Here is a 21,855-nt window from a genome sequence, read left to right on the forward strand (position 1 = left end):
GTCGCTTCTGCCGTAACTTCGCGCATCAGTTTTGCTACAATGCCGGGGTCTTGAGGAGCGTTGCGACAGCCGAAGTGCTGCCAGGCTCAAGATCCTTCCTATTGGCCCCGCCGGCCGCCGGATTACCCCCCGGATCGTTGGCGCGTGGGCCCCAAGAACGGCGCTCACGTCCCAACTATCTAGACTTTAGAGAAAGGAGGCGTGATGAACGCCGTAGTCGATTCGAAATTCTCCGATTTCCACGTTGCCGATATCAATCTGGCGGCATGGGGCCGTAAAGAGCTGACCATTGCCGAGAGCGAAATGCCCGGTCTGGTCGCTACGCGTGCCGAATTCAAGGCCAGCCAGCCGCTCAAGGGCGCGCGCATTGCCGGCTCGCTGCACATGACCATCCAGACGGGCGTGCTCATCGAGACGCTGACCGCGCTGGGCGCCGAAGTCCGCTGGGCTTCGTGCAACATCTTCTCGACGCAGGACCACGCCGCCGCCGCCATCGCGGCCGCTGGCATTCCGGTCTTCGCGTTCAAGGGCGAGTCGCTCGACGAATACTGGGAATACAGCCATCGCATCTTCGAATGGCCGAACGGCGAGTTCGCCAACATGATTCTCGACGACGGCGGCGACGCTACCTTGCTGCTGATTCTCGGCAGCAAGGCCGAGAAGGATCTGTCGGTCGTGGCTAACCCGACCAACGAAGAAGAAGTCGCGCTGTACGCCGCCATCAAGCGTCACATCGAAATCGATCCGCAGTGGTATAGCAAGCGCCTGTCGCAGATCAAGGGCGTGACCGAAGAGACGACCACCGGCGTGCACCGTCTGTACCAGATGGAAAAGGACGGCACGCTGCCGTTCCCGGCCATCAACGTCAACGACTCGGTCACCAAGTCGAAGTTCGACAACCTGTACGGCTGCCGTGAGTCGCTGGTCGACGGTATCAAGCGCGCCACCGACGTGATGATCGCGGGCAAGATCGCCCTCGTGGCCGGTTACGGTGACGTGGGCAAGGGCTGCGCGCAAAGCCTGCGCGGTCTGGGCGCGACGGTGTGGGTCACGGAAATCGATCCGATCTGCGCACTGCAAGCCGCTATGGAAGGCTACCGTGTCGTGACGATGGAATACGCAGCCGACAAGGCCGACATCTTCGTGACGGCGACGGGCAACTTCCACGTGATCGATCACGACCACATGGCCGCCATGAAGCATCAGGCCATCGTCTGCAACATCGGTCACTTCGACTCGGAAATCAACGTGGCGTCGACCCGCAAGTACGAGTGGGAAAACATCAAGCCGCAAGTCGATCACATCATCTTCCCGGACGGCAAGCGCATCATCCTGCTGGCTGAAGGCCGCCTCGTGAACCTTGGTTGCGCCACGGGCCACCCGTCGTTCGTGATGAGCAACTCGTTCACGAACCAGACGCTCGCCCAGATCGAACTGTTCGTGCACGGTGCCAAGTACAAGAACAGCGTGTACGTGCTGCCGAAGCATCTGGACGAGAAGGTCGCGCGCCTGCACCTGGGCCGTATCGGTGCCGAACTGACCGTGCTGAGCGACGATCAGGCGAAGTACATCAGCGTCGACAAGAACGGTCCGTTCAAGCCGTCGCACTACCGTTATTGATCGATTGACGTTGCCGCGCGGGTCGTCGGCACGTTGCATGGAGGAATGCGACGTACCGACCCGGCGCGGTAACGCGTGGTGAAGCCACGGCGGTGCGATGGCGTCAGTTGCCGTTGTGTCCGCCGGAGCTCGCCGGACTCGAATTTCCCACCGCCGGTGCGGGCATGAATGCCGTGCACCGGCAAGTTTTACGGAGCTTGCCATGCGTTTGCTGCTGATTTGGCTCATCAATGCCATCGCGCTTCTCGTTTTGCCGTACATCGTGTCGGGCGTTCAGCTCAAGGGCATCGGCACGGCGCTGATCGTCGCGGTCGTGCTTGGCCTGATCAATGCGTTCCTGCGCCCGCTGCTCGTCGTGCTCACGCTACCGGTCACGGTCGTGACGCTGGGGCTGTTCATCTTCGTCATCAACGCACTGTTGTTCTGGCTTGCGTCGCATGTCGTCAAGGGCTTCGAAGTCTCCGGCTTCTGGGCGGCGCTCTTCGGCTCGCTGCTGTACAGCCTGATTTCGTGGATTCTCTCGGCGCTGGTGTTCGGCGACCGCGTCTCCAACGTGTAAGTGTCGACGGCCTCCCGTCGACGGTTCTTTGCAGGAAATTCGTAGTCATGTCGCAAGCTCTTCGTGCCGATCAGGCCCTCGTCTCCCGAGGGCTGGCGGCGTCGCGCACTGTCGCTCAACGTCTGATCGATGCCGGACGCGTGTATTACACCGGCACCGAGACGGCGCTCAAGAAAGCCAGCCAACCGGTGGCGAGCGACGAAGAACTGGAAGTGCGTGCGGCGGCGGACGGATTGCCGGACGAAGACCGTTACGTGTCGCGCGGTGGCCTCAAGCTGGCTGGCGCACTGACCACGACGGGACTCGACGTGACAGGCCGCGTGGTGCTCGACGTCGGTCTGTCGACCGGTGGCTTTGCGGACTGCCTGTTGCAGGCGGGCGCGGCGCAGATCGTCGGCGTCGACGTGGGGCACGGACAACTGCATCCGCGTTTGATGGGCGAGCCCCGGCTCGCGTCGCTCGAAGGGATCAATGCGCGGCATCTGTCGCGCGAGATGCTAGACGAGCGTTTGACGGACGTTGTATCGGATGGCGGACTGAATGCTGTCCCCGAGGCAGGTTTCGATCTGATCGTGGGCGATGTGTCGTTCATCTCGCTCACGCTGGTGTTGCCCGCTGTAGCGCCGTTGCTTGCGCCGGGGGGCGACCTGCTGATGTTGGTGAAGCCGCAATTCGAAGTGGGACGGGAGCACATCGCACGCGGTGGCCTCGTGAAAGACACCGCGCAGTATGCGCAAGTGGAGACAAAAATCCGCACCGCCTGTGAGGCGCTCGGACTGACGGTGGCCGCGTGGCTCGACAGTCCCATCGCCGGCGGCGACGGCAACCGGGAGTTCTTCGTGCACGCCAGACGCGCGGCATGAACGGCTCCGACGATAACAAGACGATCATGACGCAACCTTCCTTCAGTTTCGAATTCTTCCCGCCCAAGACCGCCGACGGCGCGGAGAAGCTGCGTGCGACGCGTGAGCAACTGTTCCCGCTCGGCCCGAAGTTCGTCTCCGTGACGTTCGGCGCGGGCGGCTCGACGCAGCAGGGCACGCTCGACACCGTCATCGAAATCCAACGCGAAGGCGTGGACGCCGCACCGCACTTGTCGTGCGTCGGCTCGACCCGCGACAACATCCGCGACATTCTCACGACGTACCGCGATCACGGCATCCGTCACATCGTGGCGCTGCGTGGCGACCTGCCGTCGGGCATGGGCGAGATCGGCGAGTTTCGCTACGCGTCCGAACTGGTCGAATTCATTCGCGCCGAGACGGGCGACTGGTTCCACATCGAAGTCGCGGCTTACCCCGAATACCATCCTCAGGCGAAATCGCCGCGCCACGATCTCGAGCACTTCGCCAACAAAGTGAAGGCGGGCGCGAACGCGGCCATCACCCAGTATTTCTTCAATGCGGATGCTTACTTCCGCTTTGTCGACGACGTCGCCCGCCTCGGCGTGAACGTGCCGATCGTGCCGGGCATCATGCCGATCACGAACTACTCGCAGATGATGCGGTTCTCGGAAATGTGCGGTGCGGAAGTGCCGCGCTGGATCGCCAAACGGCTGGAAGGCTTTGGCGACGACCGCGAAGCCATTCGCGCCTTCGGTCTCGACGTGGTGTCGGCACTGTGTGAGCGCCTGCTCAAGGAAGGCGCACCGGGCCTGCACTTCTACACGCTCAATGCGGCGGCAGCGACCAAAGCCATGTGGCAGCGGCTCGGCCTGTAAGGACGGATGGCAAGGAGCGGAAGGGCAGAAATGGGCTAAGGGGCGCGCAATCTTTTCTGCCCGATGACCGATCGGGAAGTCAATCCTAATCAAAATTGAGTGATTTCCTAATCAAAAACGCCACAAATACGCGGTTTAGTAGGGATTTGGCGTGTTGTTACGTAGGTGAAGGTTAAGTAATATCCCTCGTGGGCCCGGTGGCTGATCGTTGCCGGGCGTCAACTCAAAAATACGAGGAGCCTATGAAACAGACTCACACCCTGCGTTTGCTGTTGGCTGCAACCGTGCTCGCCGGAGCGGCAGTGATCCCGCCCGCGGCAGCCGTCGAGCTCCCGAACAAGACCCTCGTCTACTGCTCCGAGGGCAGCCCTGCCGGTTTCGATCCGGGACAACTGACCACCGGCACCGACTTCGATCCCGCCGACGCCATTTACAACCGCCTCGTCGCCTTCGTGCCGGGTGAGACGGGCACGATGCCGTCGCTGGCCGAGAAGTGGGACATCTCGCCGGACAACAAGATCTACACCTTCCACCTGCGCAAGGGTGTGAAGTTCCATACCACCGAATACTTCAAGCCCACGCGCGACTTCAACGCCGAAGACGTGAAGTTCACGTTCGACCGCATGGGCGACCGCGAGATGCCGTTCCGCAAGGCTTACCCGGCGGAATTCCCGTACTACGTGGACATGGGCTTGCAGGCCGACATCGAGCGCATCGAGATCGTCGATCCGTACACCGTGCGCTTCGTGCTCAAGAAGGTCGACGCGCCGTTCATCCAGAACCTGGCCATGTCGTTCGCGTCGATCCTCTCGAAGGAATACGCAGACAAGCTGATGGCGGCGAACAACCCGCGCGACATCGCACTCAAGCCGGTCGGCACCGGCCCGTTCATCTTCCGCAGCTACACGAAGGACGCCACGCTGCGTATGGACGGCAACAAGGAGTACTGGAATACGAACTTGCCGCCGAAGGTGGGCAAGCTGGTGTTCGCCATCACGACGGACGCCAACGTGCGTATCCAGAAGCTCAAGCGCAACGAATGCCAGGTGGTGACGTATCCGCGTCCGGCAGACGTCGACGCGCTCAAGGCCGACATCCAGGCGCAGGGCAAGGCATCGAAGATCAAGATGCCGGACCAGGTGGGCTTCAACCTCGGCTACGTGGCGTACAACGTCAAGAAGGCACCGCTCGATCGCGTGGAAGTGCGTCAGGCGCTCGACATGGCTATCAACAAGAAGGCGATCCTCCAGTCCGTGTACGGCTCGGCCGGACAGTTGTCGAACGGCGCGCCGATGCCGCCGACGCAATGGTCCTACGACAAGAACATCAAGTCGGCCAGCTACGATCCCGAGAAGGCCAAGGCGCTGCTCGACAAGGCAGGCGTGAAGGGTATCGAGATCACGCTGTGGGCCATGCCGGTGCAACGTCCGTACAACCCGAACGGCAAGCTGATGGCCGAGATGATTCAGGCCGACTGGGCCAAGATCGGCGTGAAGGCGAACATCGTCACGTACGAATGGGGTGAGTACATCAAGCGTGCCAAGGCGGGTGAACACGATGCCATGCTCATTGGCTGGACCGGCGACAACGGCGATCCGGACAACTGGCTCGGCGTGCTGCTCGGCTGCGACTCGATGAACGGCAACAACTTCTCGAAGTGGTGCTACAAGCCGTTCGACGATCTCATCAAGCAGGCGCGTCAGACGACCGACGTCAAGGAGCGCACCAAGCTCTACACGCAGGCGCAGGACATCTTCGCGCAGCAACTGCCGTTCTCGCCTATCGCGCACTCGACGCAGTACAAGCCGATGGCCACGAACGTGAAGGGCTTCAAGCTCAGCCCGTTCAGCCGTAACAGCTTTGCTGGCGTATCGCTTGATTAAGCTTGATTGAGCTTGATTAAGCGCGACTAAGCCAGATCACGTTTCAACGACAAGAAGAAAGCCGACTGGCCCGGCCGCCGCGCCCGGGCCAGTTCGCAGCACCCGGACGGAAGATCGTCCATGACTGACAAGATTCACTAACGCGGCAATGCGCCACTTGTCCCTGCGCCGGGGACGGGCGGCGCGCGACGCCCCCACGGAACATTCCTATGCTGAGATTCGTCCTGAGACGACTAGGCATGGTGATCCCGACGTTCATCGGCATCACCGTCCTCGCGTTCGCGCTCATTCACCTTATTCCTGGCGATCCGATCGAAGTGCTGGTGGGCGAGCGCAATCTCGATCCCGTCATGCACGCCGAAGCGATGAAGCGGCTCGGGCTCGACCAGCCGCTCACCACGCAGTATTTCGTCTACCTGAAACACGCCGCACAGGGCGACCTCGGTCGCTCCATCGTGACCAACGAAGGCGTGCTGCATGAGTTCTTCGCCCGCTTCCCGGCTACGCTTGAACTCGCCCTCTGCGCGATGATTTTCGCGCTCGCCGTCGGGTTGCCGGCAGGCGTTGCTGCTTCGCTGCGGCGGGGGAAGATGCTCGACCATACCACCATGGGCGCTGCGCTCACCGGCTACTCCATGCCGATCTTCTGGTGGGGGCTGCTGCTCATCATGCTGTTCTCCGTCGATCTCCAATGGACGCCCGTGTCCGGGCGCATCGGCGTGGAATACGACGTGCCGAGCGTGACCGGCTTCATGCTCATCGACACCTTGCTCTCGGGAGAGGAGGGTGCGTTTGCCTCGGCGGTCAGCCACCTGATTCTGCCGACCATCGTGCTCGGCACCGTGCCGCTCGCGGTGATTGCCCGCATGACGCGCTCCGCGATGCTCGAAGTGCTGCGTGAGGATTACATCCGCACGGCACGCGCGAAGGGGTTGTCGCCGTGGCGCGTGATCGTTGTGCATGCGCTGCGCAATGCGCTGATTCCCGTCATCACGGTGATCGGTCTGCAAGTCGGCACGCTGCTCGCAGGCGCGGTGCTCACCGAGAACGTCTTCTCGTGGCCCGGCATCGGCAAGTGGCTGATCGATGCGATTCTCCGACGCGACTATCCGGTGGTGCAGGGCGGCATTCTGCTCATCGCGACGGGCGTGATTCTGGTTAACCTGCTGGTCGACGTGCTTTACGGCGTCGTCAACCCGCGCATCCGGCACTGAAGGAGGTCAACAATGAGTGACACGCCTGCTACGCTGCCGCCTCCCGCCGCCGTCACGGCCACGCCGCGCGCGCGCCTGATCCGGGAGTTCCTGCGCAGCTTTACCGCTAACCGTGGCGCAACTGTCGCGGCCATCATCCTGTTGCTGATGTTCGCGGCTGCGCTGCTTGCCCCGCTCATCGCCCCGCACAGCCCCATCGAGCAATACCGCGACTTCGTGAAGATTCCGCCAGCGTGGTTCGAGGGCGGCAACGCACGTTTCCTGCTCGGCACCGACGAAGCGGGACGCGACATTCTTTCGCGCCTGATTTACGGCGCGCGGCTGTCGTTCTGGATCGGTCTGTCGTCGGTGGTGCTGTCGCTGATTCCGGGCATTCTGCTCGGGCTGCTGGCGGCGTTTTTCCCGCGCTGGCTCGACACGCCGATCATGCGTCTGATGGACATGATGATGGCGCTGCCCTCGCTGCTGCTGGCGGTCGCCGTGGTGGCCGTGATCGGCCCGGGTCTGGCCAATACGACTATCGCGATTGCGATCGTGACGTTGCCCGCGTACGTGCGTCTGACGCGCGCGGCCGCCATCGGCGAATTGCAGCGCGAGTACGTCGTCGCCTCGCGCATGGCGGGGGCGGGCACGCTGCGCCTGATGTTCTCGACGGTGCTGCCGAACTGCGCGGCGCCGCTCATCGTGCAGGCGACGCTGAGCTTCTCGGTGGCCATTCTCGACGCAGCGGCGCTCGGCTTTCTCGGCCTTGGTGTGCAGCCCCCGCTCGCGGAGTGGGGCTCGATGCTCGCGTCCGCACGCGACTATATGGAAAGTGCCTGGTGGATTGTGACGCTGCCGGGACTTGCGATCGTCATCTCGGTCCTTGCCATCAACCTGGTCGGCGACGGCCTGCGCGATGCCCTAGACCCCAAACTGAAACGCATCGCATGAGCCTGCTCTCCATTCGAAATCTATCGGTCGACTTCGACGGCGCACGCGCCGTCGACGCCATCGACCTCGACGTCGGCCAGGGCGAAATTCTCGGCGTGGTCGGCGAATCCGGTTCCGGCAAGAGCGTGACGATGCTCGCGCTCATGGGCCTGATCGACGCCCCTGGTCACGTCACTGCCGACGAAGTGCGTTTCGACGGCCGCGACTTGCTTCACGCGTCCAAACGCGATCGCCGCAATATCGTCGGGCGCGACGTCTCGATGATCTTTCAGGATGCGCTCACCAGTCTGAATCCGAGCTTCACCATCGGTTATCAGATCGGCGAGGTACTGCGCCGTCACATGGGATTGCGCGGACGGGCGCTGCGTGAGCGGATCGTCGAACTGCTGGAACAGGTCGAGATTCCCGACGCCGCCAACCGGCTCGGCGCTTATCCGCACCAGCTGTCGGGCGGGATGAACCAGCGCGTCATGATCGCGATGGCGATTGCGTGCCGTCCCAAACTGCTGATTGCCGACGAGCCGACGACTGCGCTGGACGTCACCATTCAGGCGCAGATCATGGCTTTGCTGCTGCAACTGCAAAAGGACTACGGCATGTCGCTCGTGCTGATTTCCCACGATCTCGCGGTCGTGGCGGAAGTCGCGCACAAGGTGGCCGTCATGTATGCGGGGCAGGTCATCGAAGTCCAGCAAGTGCCTGCGCTGTTCGATGCGCCGCATCATCCTTACACGGAGGCGCTGCTCTCCGCGATTCCGGAACACAACCGGGGTGTGCGTCGTTTGCGTACGCTTGCGGGCGTGGTGCCGGGGCGCGACGACCGGCCGGCGGGCTGTCTGCTGTCGCCGCGCTGTCCTTATGCCGACGATCATTGCCGCGCAGTGCCGCCTGCGCTGACGCCCTATGTCGGGCCGAGCGCGGTGGGTTCGCCGATGGTGCGGTGTTTCAAGCCGTTGCCGCATGGCACGGGTGAAGTGGCGATTGGACAGTCGACGGGAGGGGCGCAATGAGCGAAACGGTATTTGCGACGCCTCCGGCCAGTCCGCAGGCGAGTGCGCCGGACAACCGCGTGGTGCTGGCTGCGCAGGATCTGACGCGTTTTTACACGGTTAACCGTGGGTTGCTGCGCGGGCAGGCGAGCGTCAAGGCGCTGAACGGGGTGTCGTTCGAGCTGAAAGCGGGGCGTACGCTGGCGGTGGTTGGCGAGTCGGGGTGCGGCAAATCGACGCTGGCGCGGGTGCTGACGTTGATAGAGACGCCCACGTCCGGCAGACTCTTTGTCGACGCGACCGAGACCACGGCGGCGTCGGCGGGCGAGCTGGCGCCGTTGCGCACGCGCATCCAGATGGTGTTCCAGAACCCGTACGCGTCGCTCAACCCGCGCAAGACGGTGGGGCAGGCGCTCGACGAGCCGCTGGCGATCAATACGTCGCTCAGCCGTGCCGAGCGCGGCGAGAAGATCGCCGCGATGATGCGCACCGTCGGCCTGCGTCCGGAACATGTGGCGCGATATCCGCACATGTTCTCGGGCGGCCAGCGTCAGCGGGTGGCGATTGCCCGGGCGATGATCCTGTCACCGGCGATTGTGGTCGCCGACGAGCCGGTTTCGGCCCTGGATGTCTCAATTCAGGCACAGATCCTGAATCTTTTCATGGATTTGCAGGACCGATACGCGACGAGTTACGTATTCGTGTCGCATAATCTCGCGGTGGTCGAGCATGTGGCCGACGACGTCATGGTGATGTACCTCGGCCGCGCGGTCGAACACGGTCCCAAGGCCGCCGTGTTCGGCAAGCCGCTGCATCCGTACACGAAGGCATTGATGTCGGCGACCCCGGCTATCAAGGCGTCCGAGCGGCGGGTGAAGATTCCGCTGATCGGCGAATTGCCGTCGCCGCTGCGCCCGCCTCCGGGGTGTGCGTTTGCGCCGCGCTGTCCGTATGCCGTCGACCGATGCCGTCAGGAAGTGCCGCAATTGCGAGAGATCGAAGGACGTCGGGTGGCGTGCCATCGGGTCGAAGAGATAGAGGGATAAAGAGATTGGGTGGACCACCACGCGCGACGTATGTGCGCCGGGGCGTTGCATTGACCGGCTGGCTGCTGGGTTGCTTGCTGATGACGCTGGCCGTCACGCTGGACGCGGCGACGACTGCCGTTCCGCGCGCGGTGGCGCCGCGAACGTTCCCGTTGGTGGTGCCCGAGCCCGGCGAGCCGCCGCCGGGTGCCAATCTCCCGTTCTACGAAGCACGCAAGGGCGACATGACCATCTACGTGATGGGCACGTTGCACGTGGGCAAACCCGACGACTATCCGTTCCGCAAAGTGGTGGTCGATGCGCTGCGCGTGTCGAAGGTGGTGGCGTTCGAGCTGTCGCCCGACGACCTGACGATGTCGCAGGACGACGTCCAGAAATACGGCATGTGCTCGAGGGCCTGCCTGCCGAAGCTGATCCCTGCGCCGCTCTGGCGTCAGTTGCGTGACCGTCTCAAGGGCAATCCGGCGATGCTTGCCGAGATTCGCCACATGCGCCCGTGGCTGGCGGCGCTGCTCGTCGAGACGCTGGATTCGATGGGCGCCGACCTCCAGACCGAGTACGGCACGGAAAACCAGTTAGAGAACATCTATCGTGGCCGCATTGTCGGCCTCGAGTCGCTTGCCGAGCAGATGGACGCGTTCACCGGCCTGACGGCGGCGCAGCAGAACGAGTTGCTGGCGCAGGAGCTGGTGCTCACGCCGAAGAAGGCGACGGCGCAGGTGGAGGAGTTGCACCGCTTGTGGCGTGCGGGCGATGCCGAGCTGGTGTTCGACTGGTCGCAGAGCAAGGCGCTGCAAGTGCGACGCAATGCGACGTTGGCGGACGCGATCGACGAGCGCATTCTCTACTCTCGCAACCGCCGCTTTCTGGCGCGGATGCTGTTCCTGGCGGATCCGGGCAAGCCGGTGTTCGTCGCGGTCGGCACGTTGCATCTGGGCGGCCCGCACGGGATTCTCCAGCTGCTTCGCGAACACGGGTTTTCGGTCGCGCAGCGATAACTCGGTCGGGTCATCAGAAGAACGGGCGATCCGCTTAGGAATCGCCCGAGAAATCTCCCGCCCCGATTGACTCGCCCCCTTCCTGACGATTAATTTGGCAACACTCGCGTGAGTGGCCCCCCGCCCAAATCCTAGTCAGGAATCACGATGCAGATTGTTGAACAGTACGATGCTCCCTACCCGATCGGTCGCAGGAATTCGAATTACACACCTGTACCTGCGCCGGAAATCCACCCGCTGAGCGCCGAGGAAGAAGCGCAACTCTGGCGTGAGGCGCAAATTCTCCACGACGCGACAGTTCAAGGTCTGGCGGATGTCGCCTCGGGACGAAAGTTGCCGAATGAGGTCATCAAGACCGGATGCTCGATTGATCTCAATCCTGAGTACTTCGAAACGCCGCATGATCCCGATGAAATCGATGTCGAAGAAATCTTCGGGGTGCTCATGGGACTGCGAGATATCGAAGCCGGGCGTACGGTGCCGGATGAAATTGTTAGTGCTGAAGCCGAGGCGTGGGTGCGAATGCTCGAGGAGGAATTGTGTGCGTAACGATTCTTTGGTCGACGCTCGCCCACCGGGACCGCGTCATGGCCAGAACGGGCTTGCTGAATTTCAGTGCGAGGGCCGCGATTGCTTTTGAGAAGTCCGTGGCGCGCACATTGAACATGCTTCGTACCTTTCCCGCGATTGGGCGTCTCGGCCACATTCCAAACACCCGCGAACTTGTCTCACACAAGCGTTACCGACTGATCTATCGACTTAAGGAAAGAGAAGTGACCATCATCAAACTGCATAACGTGAGCCGACCCTGGCCGCCCAAGAACCATTATTTGCACGACTGACATTGAGGTCCAAGTGGCGGCCCGAGTCTCACCTCACGCCAGCATTCCTCGCGCTTCGATGAAGCTGATGATCTCCTGAAGGCCTTTGCCTTCTTTCATGTTGCCCATCACGAACGGACGCATGCCGCGCATCTTCTGGGTGTCGGAGCGCATGATGTCGAGCGACGCGCCGACATAAGGTGCAAGGTCGGTCTTGTTGATCACCAGCAAGTCGGACTTCGTGATGCCCGGGCCGCCTTTGCGGGGAATTTTCTCGCCGCCAGCCACGTCGATCACGTAAATCGTCAGGTCCGACAACTCGGGGCTGAACGTTGCGGCCAGATTGTCACCGCCGGATTCGATGAACACGACGTCTGCGTCCGGGAAACGATCCAGCATGCGCTCCACGGCTTCGAGATTGATTGACGCGTCCTCGCGAATCGCCGTGTGCGGACAGCCGCCCGTCTCCACGCCGAGAATCCGCTCAGGCTCCAGTGCACCGGCGACTGTGAGCAGTCGCTGATCTTCCTTCGTGTAGATGTCGTTGGTGATGACAACGAGATCGTAGCGATCGCGCATCGCTTTACAAAGCATCTCGGTCAACGTGGTCTTGCCGGAGCCGACCGGGCCTCCGATGCCGACACGCAGCGGCGGATTCTTTTTGGTGCGACGGGCGTTGGCGGATGTCGTCATGGCGTATGTCGTGGTGGCAGTGATTGAAAGATGACGCAGGAAATGACGAATAGGGCGACGCGAAAACCTGCGTCTCAAGAACGGAACAGCCGTGAATACTGTGTTTCGTGACGCGACGCCAGAATGGCGAGCGCCGGGGAAAACGTGTTGATCTGATCGTCCGGCAGCGACGCGGCTCGATGGGCGGCGTCGACCACGCGCGGACGCAATGCAACGATGACCCGCTGCGCCGCCAACTGCCCGAGCGGCACCGCCTTGAGCGCACCGGCGACCTGATTCTCCAGCCAACTGAATGCGTAAGCGACGAGCGTGTCGGGCAGCGGTGCGCCATGCGTCAGCGCGGCGAAGGCGAAGGCCGTCGGTAGCGCAATCGGCTTGAGCGACGACAGATGCTCGCGTTGCTCGGCATCGCCCCATTCGAGCGACACTGCCAGTTGGGTGAGTGACCAGCCCATCTGCTCGGTCTCGGCGCGTAGCTCTGCGGTCTCACGCGTGGCGAGCAACCAGTCGTTGATATGGCGTAACGCCGCGACGTCGCGCGCCTGCCAGTGACGCCACTGACGCGCGAGCAGCGCCATTTCACCCGTCGTGAAGACGCCGTCGAGCTGATTGGCGATCCAGCGCTCGGCGCTGGGGGCGTCGTGAATGATGCCGTGCTCGACCGCCGCTTCGAGGCCCTGTGAATAGCTGAAGGCACCGATGGGTAGCGCAGGCGAGGCGAGATGAAGCAGCGCCGCAAGCGATTGCAGCGACGCCGCCGCGACCGGCTCAGTGAGAGGGCTGGGCAGGCTTGCCGTCATCGGTCGGACTCACTGAAGCGGGTTCGTTGCCGCTGCCGCTGCCGCTGCCGGTGCGGGCGGCATGGTCGTGGCCACAATCCGGGCCATGCACATGGTCATGGTCGTGCGCATGGTCGTGACCATGCGAGTGACCATGACCGCAGCCGGGTCCGTGCACATGACCGTGATCGTGGTCGTGACTATGCGAATGCGAGTGATCGTGACCGCAGCCCGGACCATGAACATGTCCGTGGTCATGGCCGTGATCATGATCATGACCGTGATGCTCGTGAAACACGCGCTGTGCGAGTTCGAAGTCTTCGGCGTAGGTCGCGTCGTGACCGTGCTTGTGACCGCCGCCGTACGCACCGGCTTCCGGCTCGAAGGGCATCAATGCTTCGGCGACGTCGACATCGAGGCGCAGCAGCATGTCGCGCAAGACCGGGTCGTATTCGAGCTTGAGGTATCCGTCGCCCACTTCCACCGGGGTATGACGATTGCCGAGGTGATATGCCGCGCGGGTGAGCGCGAGGGCGGTCGGCGCGCTCACGAGCAGCACGGTTTCCGCCGCCGCTTCTACGCGGATGAACTTACCGTCGTCTGCGACGAGCACATCGCCCCCGCGCAACACGGTGCCACGCGGCAAAAACAGCGCGACCTCTTCACCGGTCTCCAGCGTCGCACGAAGACGGCTCTTGCTGCGCGCGTCGAACGGCAGCACGAGCGCCGGGGCGCGGCGCGCGAGCGGGGCGGCGATGTGTCCCGCTTCGAAGCGCTTCTCGACACGACGCAAAGCCGTGGTCGACGACGGAGGGTTCTCGGATGCGGAGAGTTCGGAATCTTGCGACATGGCTCGGCAGAATCAGAAAAGAAAGTAGCGTTGGGCCATGGGCAACACGGTGGCGGGCTCGCACGTCAGCAGTTGTCCGTCCGCGATGACCTGATAGGTCTCGGGATCGACGCTGATGTTCGGCAGCCAGTCGTTATTGATCATGTTGGCCTTGGTCACCTGCCGGATATTGCGCACCGGCACGATGCGTTTGGCCAGCCCGAAACGACCGGCCACGTCGCCATCGTACGCTGCTTGCGAGACGAACGTCAGCGACGTCCGCGCCAGCGCGCCTGCCCGTGCGCCGAACATTTCGCGGTAATGCACCGGCTGCGGCGTCGGAATCGACGCGTTCGGGTCGCCCATCAGCGCCGTCGTGATCATGCCGCCCTTGAGAATCAGCGACGGCTTCACGCCGAAGAACGCCGGTTCCCACAACACCAGATCGGCCCATTTTCCGACTTCGATGGACCCGATTTCATGCGCCATGCCGTGCGTGATCGCCGGGTTGATCGTGTACTTCGCCACGTACCGCTTCACACGGAAGTTGTCCGACGCCGACGGGTCCGTTCCCAGCGCGCCGCGCTGCACCTTCATCTTGTGCGCCGTCTGCCAGGTGCGCATCACCACTTCCCCAACGCGCCCCATGGCCTGCGAATCCGACGAGATCATCGACAGTGCGCCGAGATCGTGGAGGATGTCTTCGGCCGCAATCGTCTCGCGACGAATGCGCGACTCGGCAAACGCAATGTCCTCTGCAATCGCCGGATCGAGGTGATGGCAAACCATCAGCATGTCGAGATGTTCGTCGAGCGTGTTGACGGTGTAAGGCCGCGTCGGATTGGTGGACGACGGCAGCACGTTCGGTTCGCCGCAGACCTTCAGAATGTCCGGCGCGTGGCCGCCGCCCGCACCCTCGGTGTGATACGTGTGGATCGTACGGCCCTTGATGGCCGCAACCGTTGCTTCGACGAAGCCGCCTTCGTTCAGCGTGTCCGTGTGAATCGCGACTTGCGTGTCGGTGGCGTCGGCCACCGAGAGGCATGCATCGATGGCCGCAGGCGTCGAGCCCCAGTCCTCGTGCAGCTTCAGACCAATCGCCCCCGCTTCGATCTGCTCCATCAACGGCTCGGGCTGACTGACGTTGCCCTTGCCGAGAAAGCCGAGGTTGATGGGCCAGCCGTCGGCGGCCTGCAACATGCGTTCCATGTGCCACGGCCCCGGCGTACAGGTGGTCGCGTTGGTGCCTGTTGCGGGCCCGGTGCCGCCGCCGAGCAGCGTCGTCACACCCGAGGACAGCGCTTCCTCGATCTGCTGCGGGCAGATGAAGTGAATATGCGAATCGATGCCGCCTGCCGTGACGATCATGCCTTCGCCAGCGATGACTTCCGTCGCGCCGCCGAGCGGGATCGTCACGCCGGGTTGGATGTCGGGATTTCCGGCTTTGCCGATGCCCCAGATGCGCCCGTCCTTCAGGCCGATGTCGGCCTTGACGATGCCCCAATGGTCGATGATGACGGCATTGGTAATGACGGTGTCGACGACGTCGGCACGCGTGCGTTGCGATTGCCCCATGCCGTCGCGAATCACTTTGCCGCCGCCGAACTTCACTTCTTCGCCGTAGATCGTGTAGTCGCGTTCGATCTCGACGATGAGTTCCGTATCGGCCAGACGCAACCGGTCGCCCGTGGTCGGGCCGAACATTTCCGCGTAGGCGCGGCGAGAGATCTTCATAGCGCCCCCATGACGCGACCCGCAAAACCATAAACGCGGCGGTCCCCCGCCAGCGCGACGAGTTCTACCGTGCGTTGTTGCCCCGGTTCGAATCGAACGGCGGTCCCGGCGGCGATGTTCAGCCGAAAACCGCGCGCTGCTTCACGGTCGAATTGCAGGGCGTCGTTGACTTCATAGAAGTGGAAGTGCGAGCCGATCTGAATCGGACGGTCGCCGGTATTGGCCACGGTCACGCTGACGGTCTCACGCCCCTCGTTGAGCGTGATGTCGCCAGCGGCGGGGAGCAGTTCTCCGGGAATCATGAGCGTCTCCTGGCGGCAGCAACCGGCGTCAGGCCGCTGCGACGAGCAGCGTCACGCCATAGGCCAGTACGCCTGCACCCAGCACGCGCGGCGCCCACACCGTGCGATGGCGCAGCGCCACACCGGCTGCGATGCCGAGGCAGTGCAGCATGCCGGTCGCGACGAGGAAACCGGCCATGTAATGCATTGCGCTCGCTTCGGTGGGCAGCTCGGCACCGTGGGCGAAACCGTGGAAGACGGCAAACGTGCCGACGACCGCTGCGCCTGCCCATCCCGGCAGTTGCGCACGCGTCGCGAGCATCAGACCGAGGACGAGCAACGAGACGGCGATCATCGGCTCCACGCCGGGCAGGGAGAACCAATGCATCATGCCGAGCAGGCCACCGGCCGCGAGCATGGCGACGAACGCGAGCGGTGCCGCCCAGACGCGTTTAGACGTCAGCGAACTCCACAGCCCCACGACGATCATCGCGCAGAGGTGATCCGCGCCGGTCAGCGGGTGCACGAAACCGGCGGCGAAGCTGCTCACGGCGTCGTGACCCGGATGCCCCGGGTGGGCCAGCGCGACACCCGATGTAGCGAGCAACGCAAGGCCGGTCGCCACGCGGGCGCGGACCGCATGGTGGCGAGGACGACGAGCGCCGGTTGAGCGGGCAGAGACGGGGAGCGCAACGTGCGCGTCAATCGAGTTTTCGAGGCGGGCCATGGGGGGCATCCTTAAAGTGCAGCGAAGTGTTGTTGTCTATGGTTACCGATGACAGGCGAAGCGATCGAGGCGGACCGTCACGTCATGGAATCGGGTGATGCACGGTGACGAGCTTGGTGCCGTCTGGAAACGTCGCTTCGACCTGAATGTCGGGAATCATCTCGGGCACCCCTTCCATGACGTCGTCACGCGTGAGCAGCGTTGTTCCGTAGTGCATGAGGTCGGCGACGGTGCGACCGTCGCGTGCGCCTTCCATCAGCGCGGCGCTGATGAACGCCACGGCTTCCGGATAGTTCAGCTTCAGGCCGCGCGCGCGTCGGCGCTCGGCCAGCAGGGCGGCGGTGAAGATGAGCAGCTTGTCTTTTTCGCGAGGAGTGAGCTTCATCTTGACGAGTGAATTTCAGTGCGAACGTTGGGTAAAGGGTGGAACGTCATTGCGCGATGAACCGCTGCAATTCCGGCGTTGCGGGCTGCGTGAAGAGCTGTTCCGGGTCGCCGGACTCCCAGATCTTCCCCTGATGCATGAACACCACGCGATCCGACACATGACGTGCAAAGCGCATCTCGTGCGTGACGAGAATCAGCGTCATGCCTTCGGCGGCGAGGTCCTCCAGCACCTTGAGCACTTCCGCGACCAGTTCGGGATCGAGCGCCGAAGTGATTTCGTCGCACAGTAGCACCGAAGGATGCATCGCGAGCGAACGGGCAATCGCCACGCGTTGTTGCTGACCGCCCGAGAGTTGCGACGGGTAGCTGTCGAACTTGTCGGCCAGCCCCACTTTGGCGAGCATCGTGCGGGCGACTTCGCGGGCGTCGTGCTTCGTCGTCTTCTTGACGACCTTCTGCGCGAGCATCACGTTCTCACCCGCCGTCAGATGCGGAAACAGGTTGTACTGCTGAAACACCATGCCGACCTTCAGACGCAGCGCGCGAAGATCGGTGTCGCGTGCGCCGACCAGCACGCCGTCCACGTCCACGCTCCCCGCATCGAATCGCTCCAGACCATTGAGTGTGCGCAGCAGTGTGCTCTTGCCCGAGCCGCTTTTGCCGATGATCGACACGACCTGACCACGCTCGACTTCCATGTCGATGCCACGCAGCACGGGGTTCTCGCCGAAGCGCTTTTGCATGCCCCGGACCTTAATTAGCGACATGGAGTTTCCTTTCGAGATGACGCGCCCACAGCGACAGCGGGTAGCAGGCAGCGAAGTAGAGCAGCGCGACGAGGCCATACACGGTGAACGGCTGGAACGTCGCATTGGTGAGCATGGTGCCGGTCTTGGTGAGTTCGTCGAAGCCGATGATCGATGCGAGCGCAGTGCTCTTGACGACCTGCACTGAGAAGCCGACGGTCGGCGCAATGGCGATGCGCAGCGCCTGCGGCAGGATCACGTGACGCAACTGTTCGCCGTAACGCATCGCCAGACTGGACGACGCTTCCCACTGACCGTGCGGGATGGCGTCGACGCAGCCGCGCCAGATTTCCGTCAGGTAAGCGCTGGTGTAAAGCGTGAGACACACGGTTGCCGCTACCCACGGCGACACTTCCAGCCCGAGCAACGGTAGCCCGAAGAACACCAGAAAGAGCTGCATGAGCAGCGGCGTGCCCTGAAACACTTCGATGTACAGCGCCACGGCGCGCGCGGCCCATTGCACGCGTCCGACGCGAATCACCAGAAGCAGCAGCGCGACCAGTCCCCCGCACACGAACGCGATAGCTGAGAGTGCGAGCGTCCAGCGTCCGGCAAGGATCAACCCGCGCAGCATGTCCGCTATCGAAAACTCGATCATCGTGCGCCTCCCTTCACCATGCCGCGAAACAGACGGCGTGCGGCACGCATCAGCACACGACGAAGCGCGATGGCGAGTACCAGATAGAGCGCGGTGACGATCAGATAACTCTCGAAGGCGCGGAATGTGCGCGACTGCACGAAGTTGGCTGCATACGAGAGATCGGGGACGGAGATTTGCGAGACGACGGCCGAGCTGAGCATCACGATGACGATCTGGCTGGCGAGCGCCGGGAACACCTTGGCGAATGCTTGCGGCAGGATCACGTGACGCAGGATCTGCCCGCGCGTCATGGCGAGCGAGAGGCCGGCTTCGGACAGTCCGCGCGGCACAGCGCGCATGCCTGCACGAATGATCTCGGTTGCGTACGCACCGAGGTTGAGACTCATGGCGATGATGGCGGCGCTCGTCTCGTCGATATGAATGCCGACGCTGGGCAGCCCGAAGAAGATGAAGAACAACTGAACGATGAACGGCGTGTTGCGGAACAGCTCGACGTACAGTCCGGCGAAGAACCTGAGGCCGTTCGAGCCCTGCTCGCGCGCAGCGGCGCACAGCGCACCGATGACCACGCCGATGACCGTGGAGACGGCCGTGAGCGCAATCGTCAGCGCGGCACCGCGCACGAACAGCGCGAAGTACTGCCGCAGGTCGGCGAAATCAAGGACGTAATGCATTAGGCGGCATGAGGTGAAAGGGGGGGATGCAAAGGATCGGCGCGTCTGGTCAGACCGGTCGATACAGTGAGGTAGCAGGATTCGTGCCTGACCCCATCGAGTGGTGTGCCGCTTTGGCGGAAGTCGCGGCGGGGTCCGTCGGCCAACGCAGCGACCGATGCGCAGACGGACTGGCGACTTTTCGGTGTGCCCGATGTTGGTGCGAAATGGACGGTGTGCTGACGATGCGACCCGGGGTTATCACCGAAATGGTGCGAAATGGTGCGTCGAGGCGGTGTGTGACGCGCATCGCCGCGATGACTTGACGCAGGCGAGCGGGGCGAAGACAGTGACGGCGTTGCGACTTGCTCGCGCGCAGAACTTACCGGAGCTACGAAGATGTCGACGCTGTCATCCCCCCTTCACCTCGATCCCACGAAGACCGCCTTGCTCGTGATGGATTACCAGCACTTCATTCTGCAAAACAATGTGGCCGCCGAGCGTCACGCCGAAGTCATCGGCAAGACGGCGCAACTACTGGGGGCCGCGCGCGCGGCGAAGATGACGGTCGTCTACGTGATGGTCGGCTTTCGCACCGGACATCCGGAGGTCAGCGCGCGCAATCGCATCTTCTCCGCGATCAAGGCCAACGGCGTGCTGACGCTCGATCAGCCCGCCACGGCCATCCATCCCGACGTCGCGCCGCAGGACGGCGAGGCCGTCGTCGTCAAGAAGCGCATCGGCGCGTTCAGTGGTACCGACATGCAGACGCTGCTGCGCTCGGCCAATATCGACACGCTCGTGCTGGCGGGCGTGACGACCAGCGGCGTCGTGCTATCGACCACGCGTCAGGCGTTCGATCTCGACTATCGCGTCGTCATCGCTCGCGACTGCTGCCCGGACCCGGACGGCGAGGTCGAGCAGGTGCTGCTCGATAAGGTGCTGACGCGTAACGCGGATATCGTGCGGTCGCAGGACGTGCTGGCTGCGCTGTCGGCATGACCTTGCATCGGTGATGTGTGTGCGTGTAGCGGCCTCACGTCGCCCAGATTCGAAGCGGCTCGGCCGGTGCTCCATGCACGATCGGGCGCAGCTTGAGCCAATGCGCGATCAGCAGTTGGCGCACCGCCTCCATCTCGCGGCCGAGCACGCGCAGGACGAGGACGTTGCCGGGCAGGCACGTAATACCGGCACGGATGTCCTCGCTGAACGGCAGTCCCTCGGCCAGGGACTCGGCCAACTCGCGCGTACACGCCGGTCCGACCGCCCAGAGCGCCGCGAAGACGGGGAAGCTTGCAAGGCCGGTCGCGCCGGTGCGCTGTGGATCGTCCGCCCCGAGCACCGCCTGCTCCGCCCACAGCAGACGATCCTGCGCGTCGCGCAGTGCGAAGTTCGAACGCCAGCGGCCTTGTGTCCACTGCTCCCCTGCCGCCTGACGGCCGAGCAGCGTCGCGTCCCAGCCGATGACGGTCGCGTTCTCGCCAAGACGCACGGTCACGCGCTGACGCGCATCCGCATGCTCGAACACGATGTTCTCCAGCGGCAGCCAGTCAAGCTTCGCGCCGTCGTGCACCGTCAGCGTAATGTCCTGTGTGCCGAAGCGGCCTTGCGACTTGTACCACTTCGTCGCACCGGGCGTCGTCAGCACGGCATGGCTATCACGACCGACGTCGATATCGATGGACAACGCGTCGCCGCCCGCGATGCCGCCGGGCGGATGCACGACGACCGCATGGCAGATGCCGGGGCCTTCCGGATGTAACGACTTCTGTACGACGAGCGGTCCCTGATGTCGGCGCGTTGCGAGCACCGTGCGGGCGTCATGGCGCTCGAAGCCGAGCGTCAGCTCGGCGTGCCAGCCGGTTTCCGTCGACGCCATCACACCGCCACCATGTGCCGCACGCCGTCGGCTTCCATGTCCTTGCCCAGCCCGCTTGCGACGATGGCGCCGCGGCTCATTACGCGATAGTGGTCAGCGAGTTCGAGCGCGAAGTCGTAGTACTGCTCGACGAGCAACACCGTCATGCCGCGCTCGTCCACCAGACGTCGCAGCGTGCGACCGATGTCCTTGATGATCGACGGTTGAATGCCTTCCGTCGGTTCGTCCAGAATCAGCAGTTGCGGGTCGCTCATGAGCGCGCGCCCGATGGCGAGTTGCTGCTGCTGTCCGCCGGACAGGTCGCCGCCGCGCCGCTGCTTCATGTCGCGCAGCACGGGGAACAACTCGTAGATGTCGTCCGGCACGCCGCGCTTCGCCTCGCGCGACGGGCGGCTCGCGGCACCGATCAGCAGATTCTCTTCGACGGTGAGACGCGGAAAGATCTCGCGACCTTGCGGCACGTACGCCATGCCGCTCGATACGCGCGCATAGGACGGGGCCGACGTCAGCGTCTTGCCGCGCCACGCGATGCTGCCCGACTTCACCGGCACCACGCCCATGAGGCATTTGAGGAGCGTGGTCTTGCCCACGCCGTTACGCCCCAACAGCACGGTGAGTTGCGCGTCGGGCACCGTGAACTCCACGTTGCGCAGGATGTGACTGCCGCTGTAGAACTGATTGAGTGCGTGAATTTCCAGCATGG

Annotated in this window: 24 protein-coding genes, 1 pseudogene and 1 riboswitch; of the genes and pseudogenes, 13 read left to right on the top strand and 12 right to left on the bottom strand. The window is 63.3% G+C overall.

Annotated elements, in window-relative coordinates:
- Positions 1-46: 46 nt before the first annotated feature.
- A riboswitch (S-adenosyl-L-homocysteine riboswitch) is annotated at positions 47-173 on the top strand.
- Between the two features lie 31 nt (positions 174-204).
- The 12 genes from ahcY (at position 205) to PCO31010_RS27185 (ending at position 11,804) form a co-directional block, all read left to right on the top strand.
- Positions 205-1,620: an adenosylhomocysteinase gene (gene ahcY / locus PCO31010_RS09045; protein WP_150575151.1), complete on the top strand. Its 1,416-nt coding sequence runs from the start codon at positions 205-207 to the stop codon at positions 1,618-1,620.
- Between the two features lie 202 nt (positions 1,621-1,822).
- Positions 1,823-2,179, top strand: a complete 357-nt coding sequence (locus tag PCO31010_RS09050) for a phage holin family protein (protein WP_039394882.1) — start codon at positions 1,823-1,825, stop codon at positions 2,177-2,179.
- 47 nt (positions 2,180-2,226) lie between these two features.
- On the top strand, positions 2,227-3,042 hold the full coding sequence (locus tag PCO31010_RS09055; protein ID WP_150663949.1) for a TlyA family RNA methyltransferase: 816 nt from the start codon (positions 2,227-2,229) through the stop codon (positions 3,040-3,042).
- Between the two features lie 26 nt (positions 3,043-3,068).
- Positions 3,069-3,899, top strand: coding sequence for a methylenetetrahydrofolate reductase [NAD(P)H] (gene metF, locus PCO31010_RS09060; RefSeq protein WP_150663950.1), 831 nt, complete (start codon positions 3,069-3,071; stop codon positions 3,897-3,899).
- Positions 3,900-4,141: 242 nt separating this feature from the next.
- Positions 4,142-5,782 (top strand): ABC transporter substrate-binding protein, encoded by a 1,641-nt coding sequence (locus PCO31010_RS09065; protein ID WP_150663951.1) that lies wholly within the window; start codon positions 4,142-4,144, stop codon positions 5,780-5,782.
- A gap of 209 nt (positions 5,783-5,991) precedes the next feature.
- Complete coding sequence (locus PCO31010_RS09070; RefSeq protein WP_150663952.1) at positions 5,992-6,996, top strand: ABC transporter permease subunit; 1,005 nt, start codon at positions 5,992-5,994, stop codon at positions 6,994-6,996.
- A gap of 12 nt (positions 6,997-7,008) precedes the next feature.
- Positions 7,009-7,929, top strand: coding sequence for an ABC transporter permease subunit (locus tag PCO31010_RS09075; RefSeq protein ID WP_039394894.1), 921 nt, complete (start codon positions 7,009-7,011; stop codon positions 7,927-7,929).
- A complete protein-coding gene (locus tag PCO31010_RS09080) occupies positions 7,926-8,939 on the top strand; it encodes an ABC transporter ATP-binding protein (RefSeq protein ID WP_150663953.1) in 1,014 nt (337 codons plus the stop codon). The genes PCO31010_RS09075 and PCO31010_RS09080 overlap by 4 nt, the downstream gene beginning before the upstream one ends.
- Positions 8,936-9,964, top strand: coding sequence for a peptide ABC transporter ATP-binding protein (locus PCO31010_RS09085; protein ID WP_174984538.1), 1,029 nt, complete (start codon positions 8,936-8,938; stop codon positions 9,962-9,964). Before PCO31010_RS09080 ends, PCO31010_RS09085 begins: the two co-directional genes overlap by 4 nt.
- Positions 9,883-10,962 (top strand): TraB/GumN family protein, encoded by a 1,080-nt coding sequence (locus PCO31010_RS09090; RefSeq protein WP_373275352.1) that lies wholly within the window; start codon positions 9,883-9,885, stop codon positions 10,960-10,962. The genes PCO31010_RS09085 and PCO31010_RS09090 overlap by 82 nt, the downstream gene beginning before the upstream one ends.
- 147 nt (positions 10,963-11,109) lie before the next feature.
- A complete protein-coding gene (locus tag PCO31010_RS09095; protein ID WP_150663954.1) occupies positions 11,110-11,511 on the top strand; it encodes a hypothetical protein in 402 nt (133 codons plus the stop codon).
- Positions 11,502-11,804, top strand: a complete 303-nt coding sequence (locus tag PCO31010_RS27185) for a type II toxin-antitoxin system RelE/ParE family toxin (RefSeq protein WP_425495009.1) — start codon at positions 11,502-11,504, stop codon at positions 11,802-11,804. The genes PCO31010_RS09095 and PCO31010_RS27185 overlap by 10 nt, the downstream gene beginning before the upstream one ends.
- 33 nt (positions 11,805-11,837) lie before the next feature.
- Here the strand turns inward: PCO31010_RS27185 and ureG are convergent, their stop codons facing one another.
- From ureG to PCO31010_RS09150, 10 genes and pseudogenes are all read right to left on the bottom strand, one after another.
- The gene (ureG, locus tag PCO31010_RS09105) at positions 11,838-12,476 is read right to left on the bottom strand and encodes an urease accessory protein UreG (RefSeq protein ID WP_046290442.1); all 639 of its coding nucleotides are present in this window, start codon (positions 12,474-12,476) and stop codon (positions 11,838-11,840) included.
- A gap of 74 nt (positions 12,477-12,550) precedes the next feature.
- The gene (locus tag PCO31010_RS09110) at positions 12,551-13,276 is read right to left on the bottom strand and encodes an urease accessory protein UreF (RefSeq protein ID WP_150663956.1); all 726 of its coding nucleotides are present in this window, start codon (positions 13,274-13,276) and stop codon (positions 12,551-12,553) included.
- A 112-nt stretch (positions 13,277-13,388) separates the two neighbouring features.
- Positions 13,389-14,048 (bottom strand): annotated as a pseudogene (ureE, locus tag PCO31010_RS09115) (urease accessory protein UreE); the annotation flags it as partial.
- Between the two features lie 69 nt (positions 14,049-14,117).
- Entirely contained in the window at positions 14,118-15,818 is a 1,701-nt protein-coding gene (gene ureC / locus PCO31010_RS09120) for an urease subunit alpha (protein ID WP_150575160.1), read from the bottom strand.
- Positions 15,815-16,120, bottom strand: a complete 306-nt coding sequence (locus tag PCO31010_RS09125) for an urease subunit beta (RefSeq protein WP_039394909.1) — start codon at positions 16,118-16,120, stop codon at positions 15,815-15,817. Before PCO31010_RS09125 ends, ureC begins: the two co-directional genes overlap by 4 nt.
- 28 nt (positions 16,121-16,148) lie before the next feature.
- The gene (locus tag PCO31010_RS09130) at positions 16,149-16,826 is read right to left on the bottom strand and encodes a HupE/UreJ family protein (protein ID WP_174984541.1); all 678 of its coding nucleotides are present in this window, start codon (positions 16,824-16,826) and stop codon (positions 16,149-16,151) included.
- 82 nt (positions 16,827-16,908) lie between these two features.
- A complete protein-coding gene (locus PCO31010_RS09135; protein ID WP_039394912.1) occupies positions 16,909-17,211 on the bottom strand; it encodes an urease subunit gamma in 303 nt (100 codons plus the stop codon).
- Between the two features lie 46 nt (positions 17,212-17,257).
- On the bottom strand, positions 17,258-17,980 hold the full coding sequence (locus PCO31010_RS09140) for an amino acid ABC transporter ATP-binding protein (RefSeq protein WP_150663958.1): 723 nt from the start codon (positions 17,978-17,980) through the stop codon (positions 17,258-17,260).
- On the bottom strand, positions 17,967-18,617 hold the full coding sequence (locus PCO31010_RS09145) for an amino acid ABC transporter permease (protein ID WP_150663959.1): 651 nt from the start codon (positions 18,615-18,617) through the stop codon (positions 17,967-17,969). Before PCO31010_RS09145 ends, PCO31010_RS09140 begins: the two co-directional genes overlap by 14 nt.
- Positions 18,614-19,294, bottom strand: coding sequence for an amino acid ABC transporter permease (locus PCO31010_RS09150; protein ID WP_150663960.1), 681 nt, complete (start codon positions 19,292-19,294; stop codon positions 18,614-18,616). The genes PCO31010_RS09145 and PCO31010_RS09150 overlap by 4 nt, the downstream gene beginning before the upstream one ends.
- A gap of 378 nt (positions 19,295-19,672) precedes the next feature.
- Here PCO31010_RS09150 and PCO31010_RS09155 point away from each other — a divergent pair, with 378 nt between their 5' ends.
- Positions 19,673-20,275 (top strand): cysteine hydrolase family protein, encoded by a 603-nt coding sequence (locus tag PCO31010_RS09155; RefSeq protein WP_150663961.1) that lies wholly within the window; start codon positions 19,673-19,675, stop codon positions 20,273-20,275.
- Positions 20,276-20,309: 34 nt separating this feature from the next.
- Here PCO31010_RS09155 and PCO31010_RS09160 read toward each other — a convergent pair whose 3' ends face one another.
- Together PCO31010_RS09160 and urtE are read right to left on the bottom strand one after the other, a co-directional pair.
- A complete protein-coding gene (locus tag PCO31010_RS09160; RefSeq protein ID WP_150663962.1) occupies positions 20,310-21,152 on the bottom strand; it encodes an urease accessory protein UreD in 843 nt (280 codons plus the stop codon).
- Positions 21,152-21,853, bottom strand: a complete 702-nt coding sequence (gene urtE / locus PCO31010_RS09165) for an urea ABC transporter ATP-binding subunit UrtE (protein ID WP_150575165.1) — start codon at positions 21,851-21,853, stop codon at positions 21,152-21,154. The genes PCO31010_RS09160 and urtE overlap by 1 nt, the downstream gene beginning before the upstream one ends.
- Positions 21,854-21,855 lie beyond the last annotated feature (2 nt).

This window comes from Pandoraea commovens, assembly GCF_902459615.1.
GTDB classification, from domain to species: Bacteria; Pseudomonadota; Gammaproteobacteria; order Burkholderiales; family Burkholderiaceae; genus Pandoraea; species Pandoraea commovens.

Coding starts and splice junctions, on each gene's coding strand:
- PCO31010_RS09075 (WP_039394894.1), top strand. CDS start 7,009: ATGAGTGACACGCCTGCTACGCTGCCGCCTCCCGCCGCCGTCACGGCC.
- PCO31010_RS09145 (WP_150663959.1), bottom strand. CDS start 18,617: ATGATCGAGTTTTCGATAGCGGACATGCTGCGCGGGTTGATCCTTGCC.
- PCO31010_RS09095 (WP_150663954.1), top strand. CDS start 11,110: ATGCAGATTGTTGAACAGTACGATGCTCCCTACCCGATCGGTCGCAGG.
- PCO31010_RS09080 (WP_150663953.1), top strand. CDS start 7,926: ATGAGCCTGCTCTCCATTCGAAATCTATCGGTCGACTTCGACGGCGCA.
- PCO31010_RS09110 (WP_150663956.1), bottom strand. CDS start 13,276: ATGACGGCAAGCCTGCCCAGCCCTCTCACTGAGCCGGTCGCGGCGGCG.
- ureC (WP_150575160.1), bottom strand. CDS start 15,818: ATGAAGATCTCTCGCCGCGCCTACGCGGAAATGTTCGGCCCGACCACG.
- urtE (WP_150575165.1), bottom strand. CDS start 21,853: ATGCTGGAAATTCACGCACTCAATCAGTTCTACAGCGGCAGTCACATC.
- PCO31010_RS09135 (WP_039394912.1), bottom strand. CDS start 17,211: ATGAAGCTCACTCCTCGCGAAAAAGACAAGCTGCTCATCTTCACCGCC.
- PCO31010_RS09055 (WP_150663949.1), top strand. CDS start 2,227: ATGTCGCAAGCTCTTCGTGCCGATCAGGCCCTCGTCTCCCGAGGGCTG.
- PCO31010_RS09160 (WP_150663962.1), bottom strand. CDS start 21,152: ATGGCGTCGACGGAAACCGGCTGGCACGCCGAGCTGACGCTCGGCTTC.
- metF (WP_150663950.1), top strand. CDS start 3,069: ATGACGCAACCTTCCTTCAGTTTCGAATTCTTCCCGCCCAAGACCGCC.
- PCO31010_RS09070 (WP_150663952.1), top strand. CDS start 5,992: ATGCTGAGATTCGTCCTGAGACGACTAGGCATGGTGATCCCGACGTTC.
- PCO31010_RS09050 (WP_039394882.1), top strand. CDS start 1,823: ATGCGTTTGCTGCTGATTTGGCTCATCAATGCCATCGCGCTTCTCGTT.
- PCO31010_RS09085 (WP_174984538.1), top strand. CDS start 8,936: ATGAGCGAAACGGTATTTGCGACGCCTCCGGCCAGTCCGCAGGCGAGT.
- PCO31010_RS09140 (WP_150663958.1), bottom strand. CDS start 17,980: ATGTCGCTAATTAAGGTCCGGGGCATGCAAAAGCGCTTCGGCGAGAAC.
- PCO31010_RS09065 (WP_150663951.1), top strand. CDS start 4,142: ATGAAACAGACTCACACCCTGCGTTTGCTGTTGGCTGCAACCGTGCTC.
- PCO31010_RS09155 (WP_150663961.1), top strand. CDS start 19,673: ATGTCGACGCTGTCATCCCCCCTTCACCTCGATCCCACGAAGACCGCC.
- ahcY (WP_150575151.1), top strand. CDS start 205: ATGAACGCCGTAGTCGATTCGAAATTCTCCGATTTCCACGTTGCCGAT.
- PCO31010_RS09130 (WP_174984541.1), bottom strand. CDS start 16,826: ATGGCCCGCCTCGAAAACTCGATTGACGCGCACGTTGCGCTCCCCGTC.
- PCO31010_RS09090 (WP_373275352.1), top strand. CDS start 9,883: ATGCCGTCAGGAAGTGCCGCAATTGCGAGAGATCGAAGGACGTCGGGT.
- PCO31010_RS09150 (WP_150663960.1), bottom strand. CDS start 19,294: ATGCATTACGTCCTTGATTTCGCCGACCTGCGGCAGTACTTCGCGCTG.
- ureG (WP_046290442.1), bottom strand. CDS start 12,476: ATGACGACATCCGCCAACGCCCGTCGCACCAAAAAGAATCCGCCGCTG.
- PCO31010_RS09125 (WP_039394909.1), bottom strand. CDS start 16,120: ATGATTCCCGGAGAACTGCTCCCCGCCGCTGGCGACATCACGCTCAAC.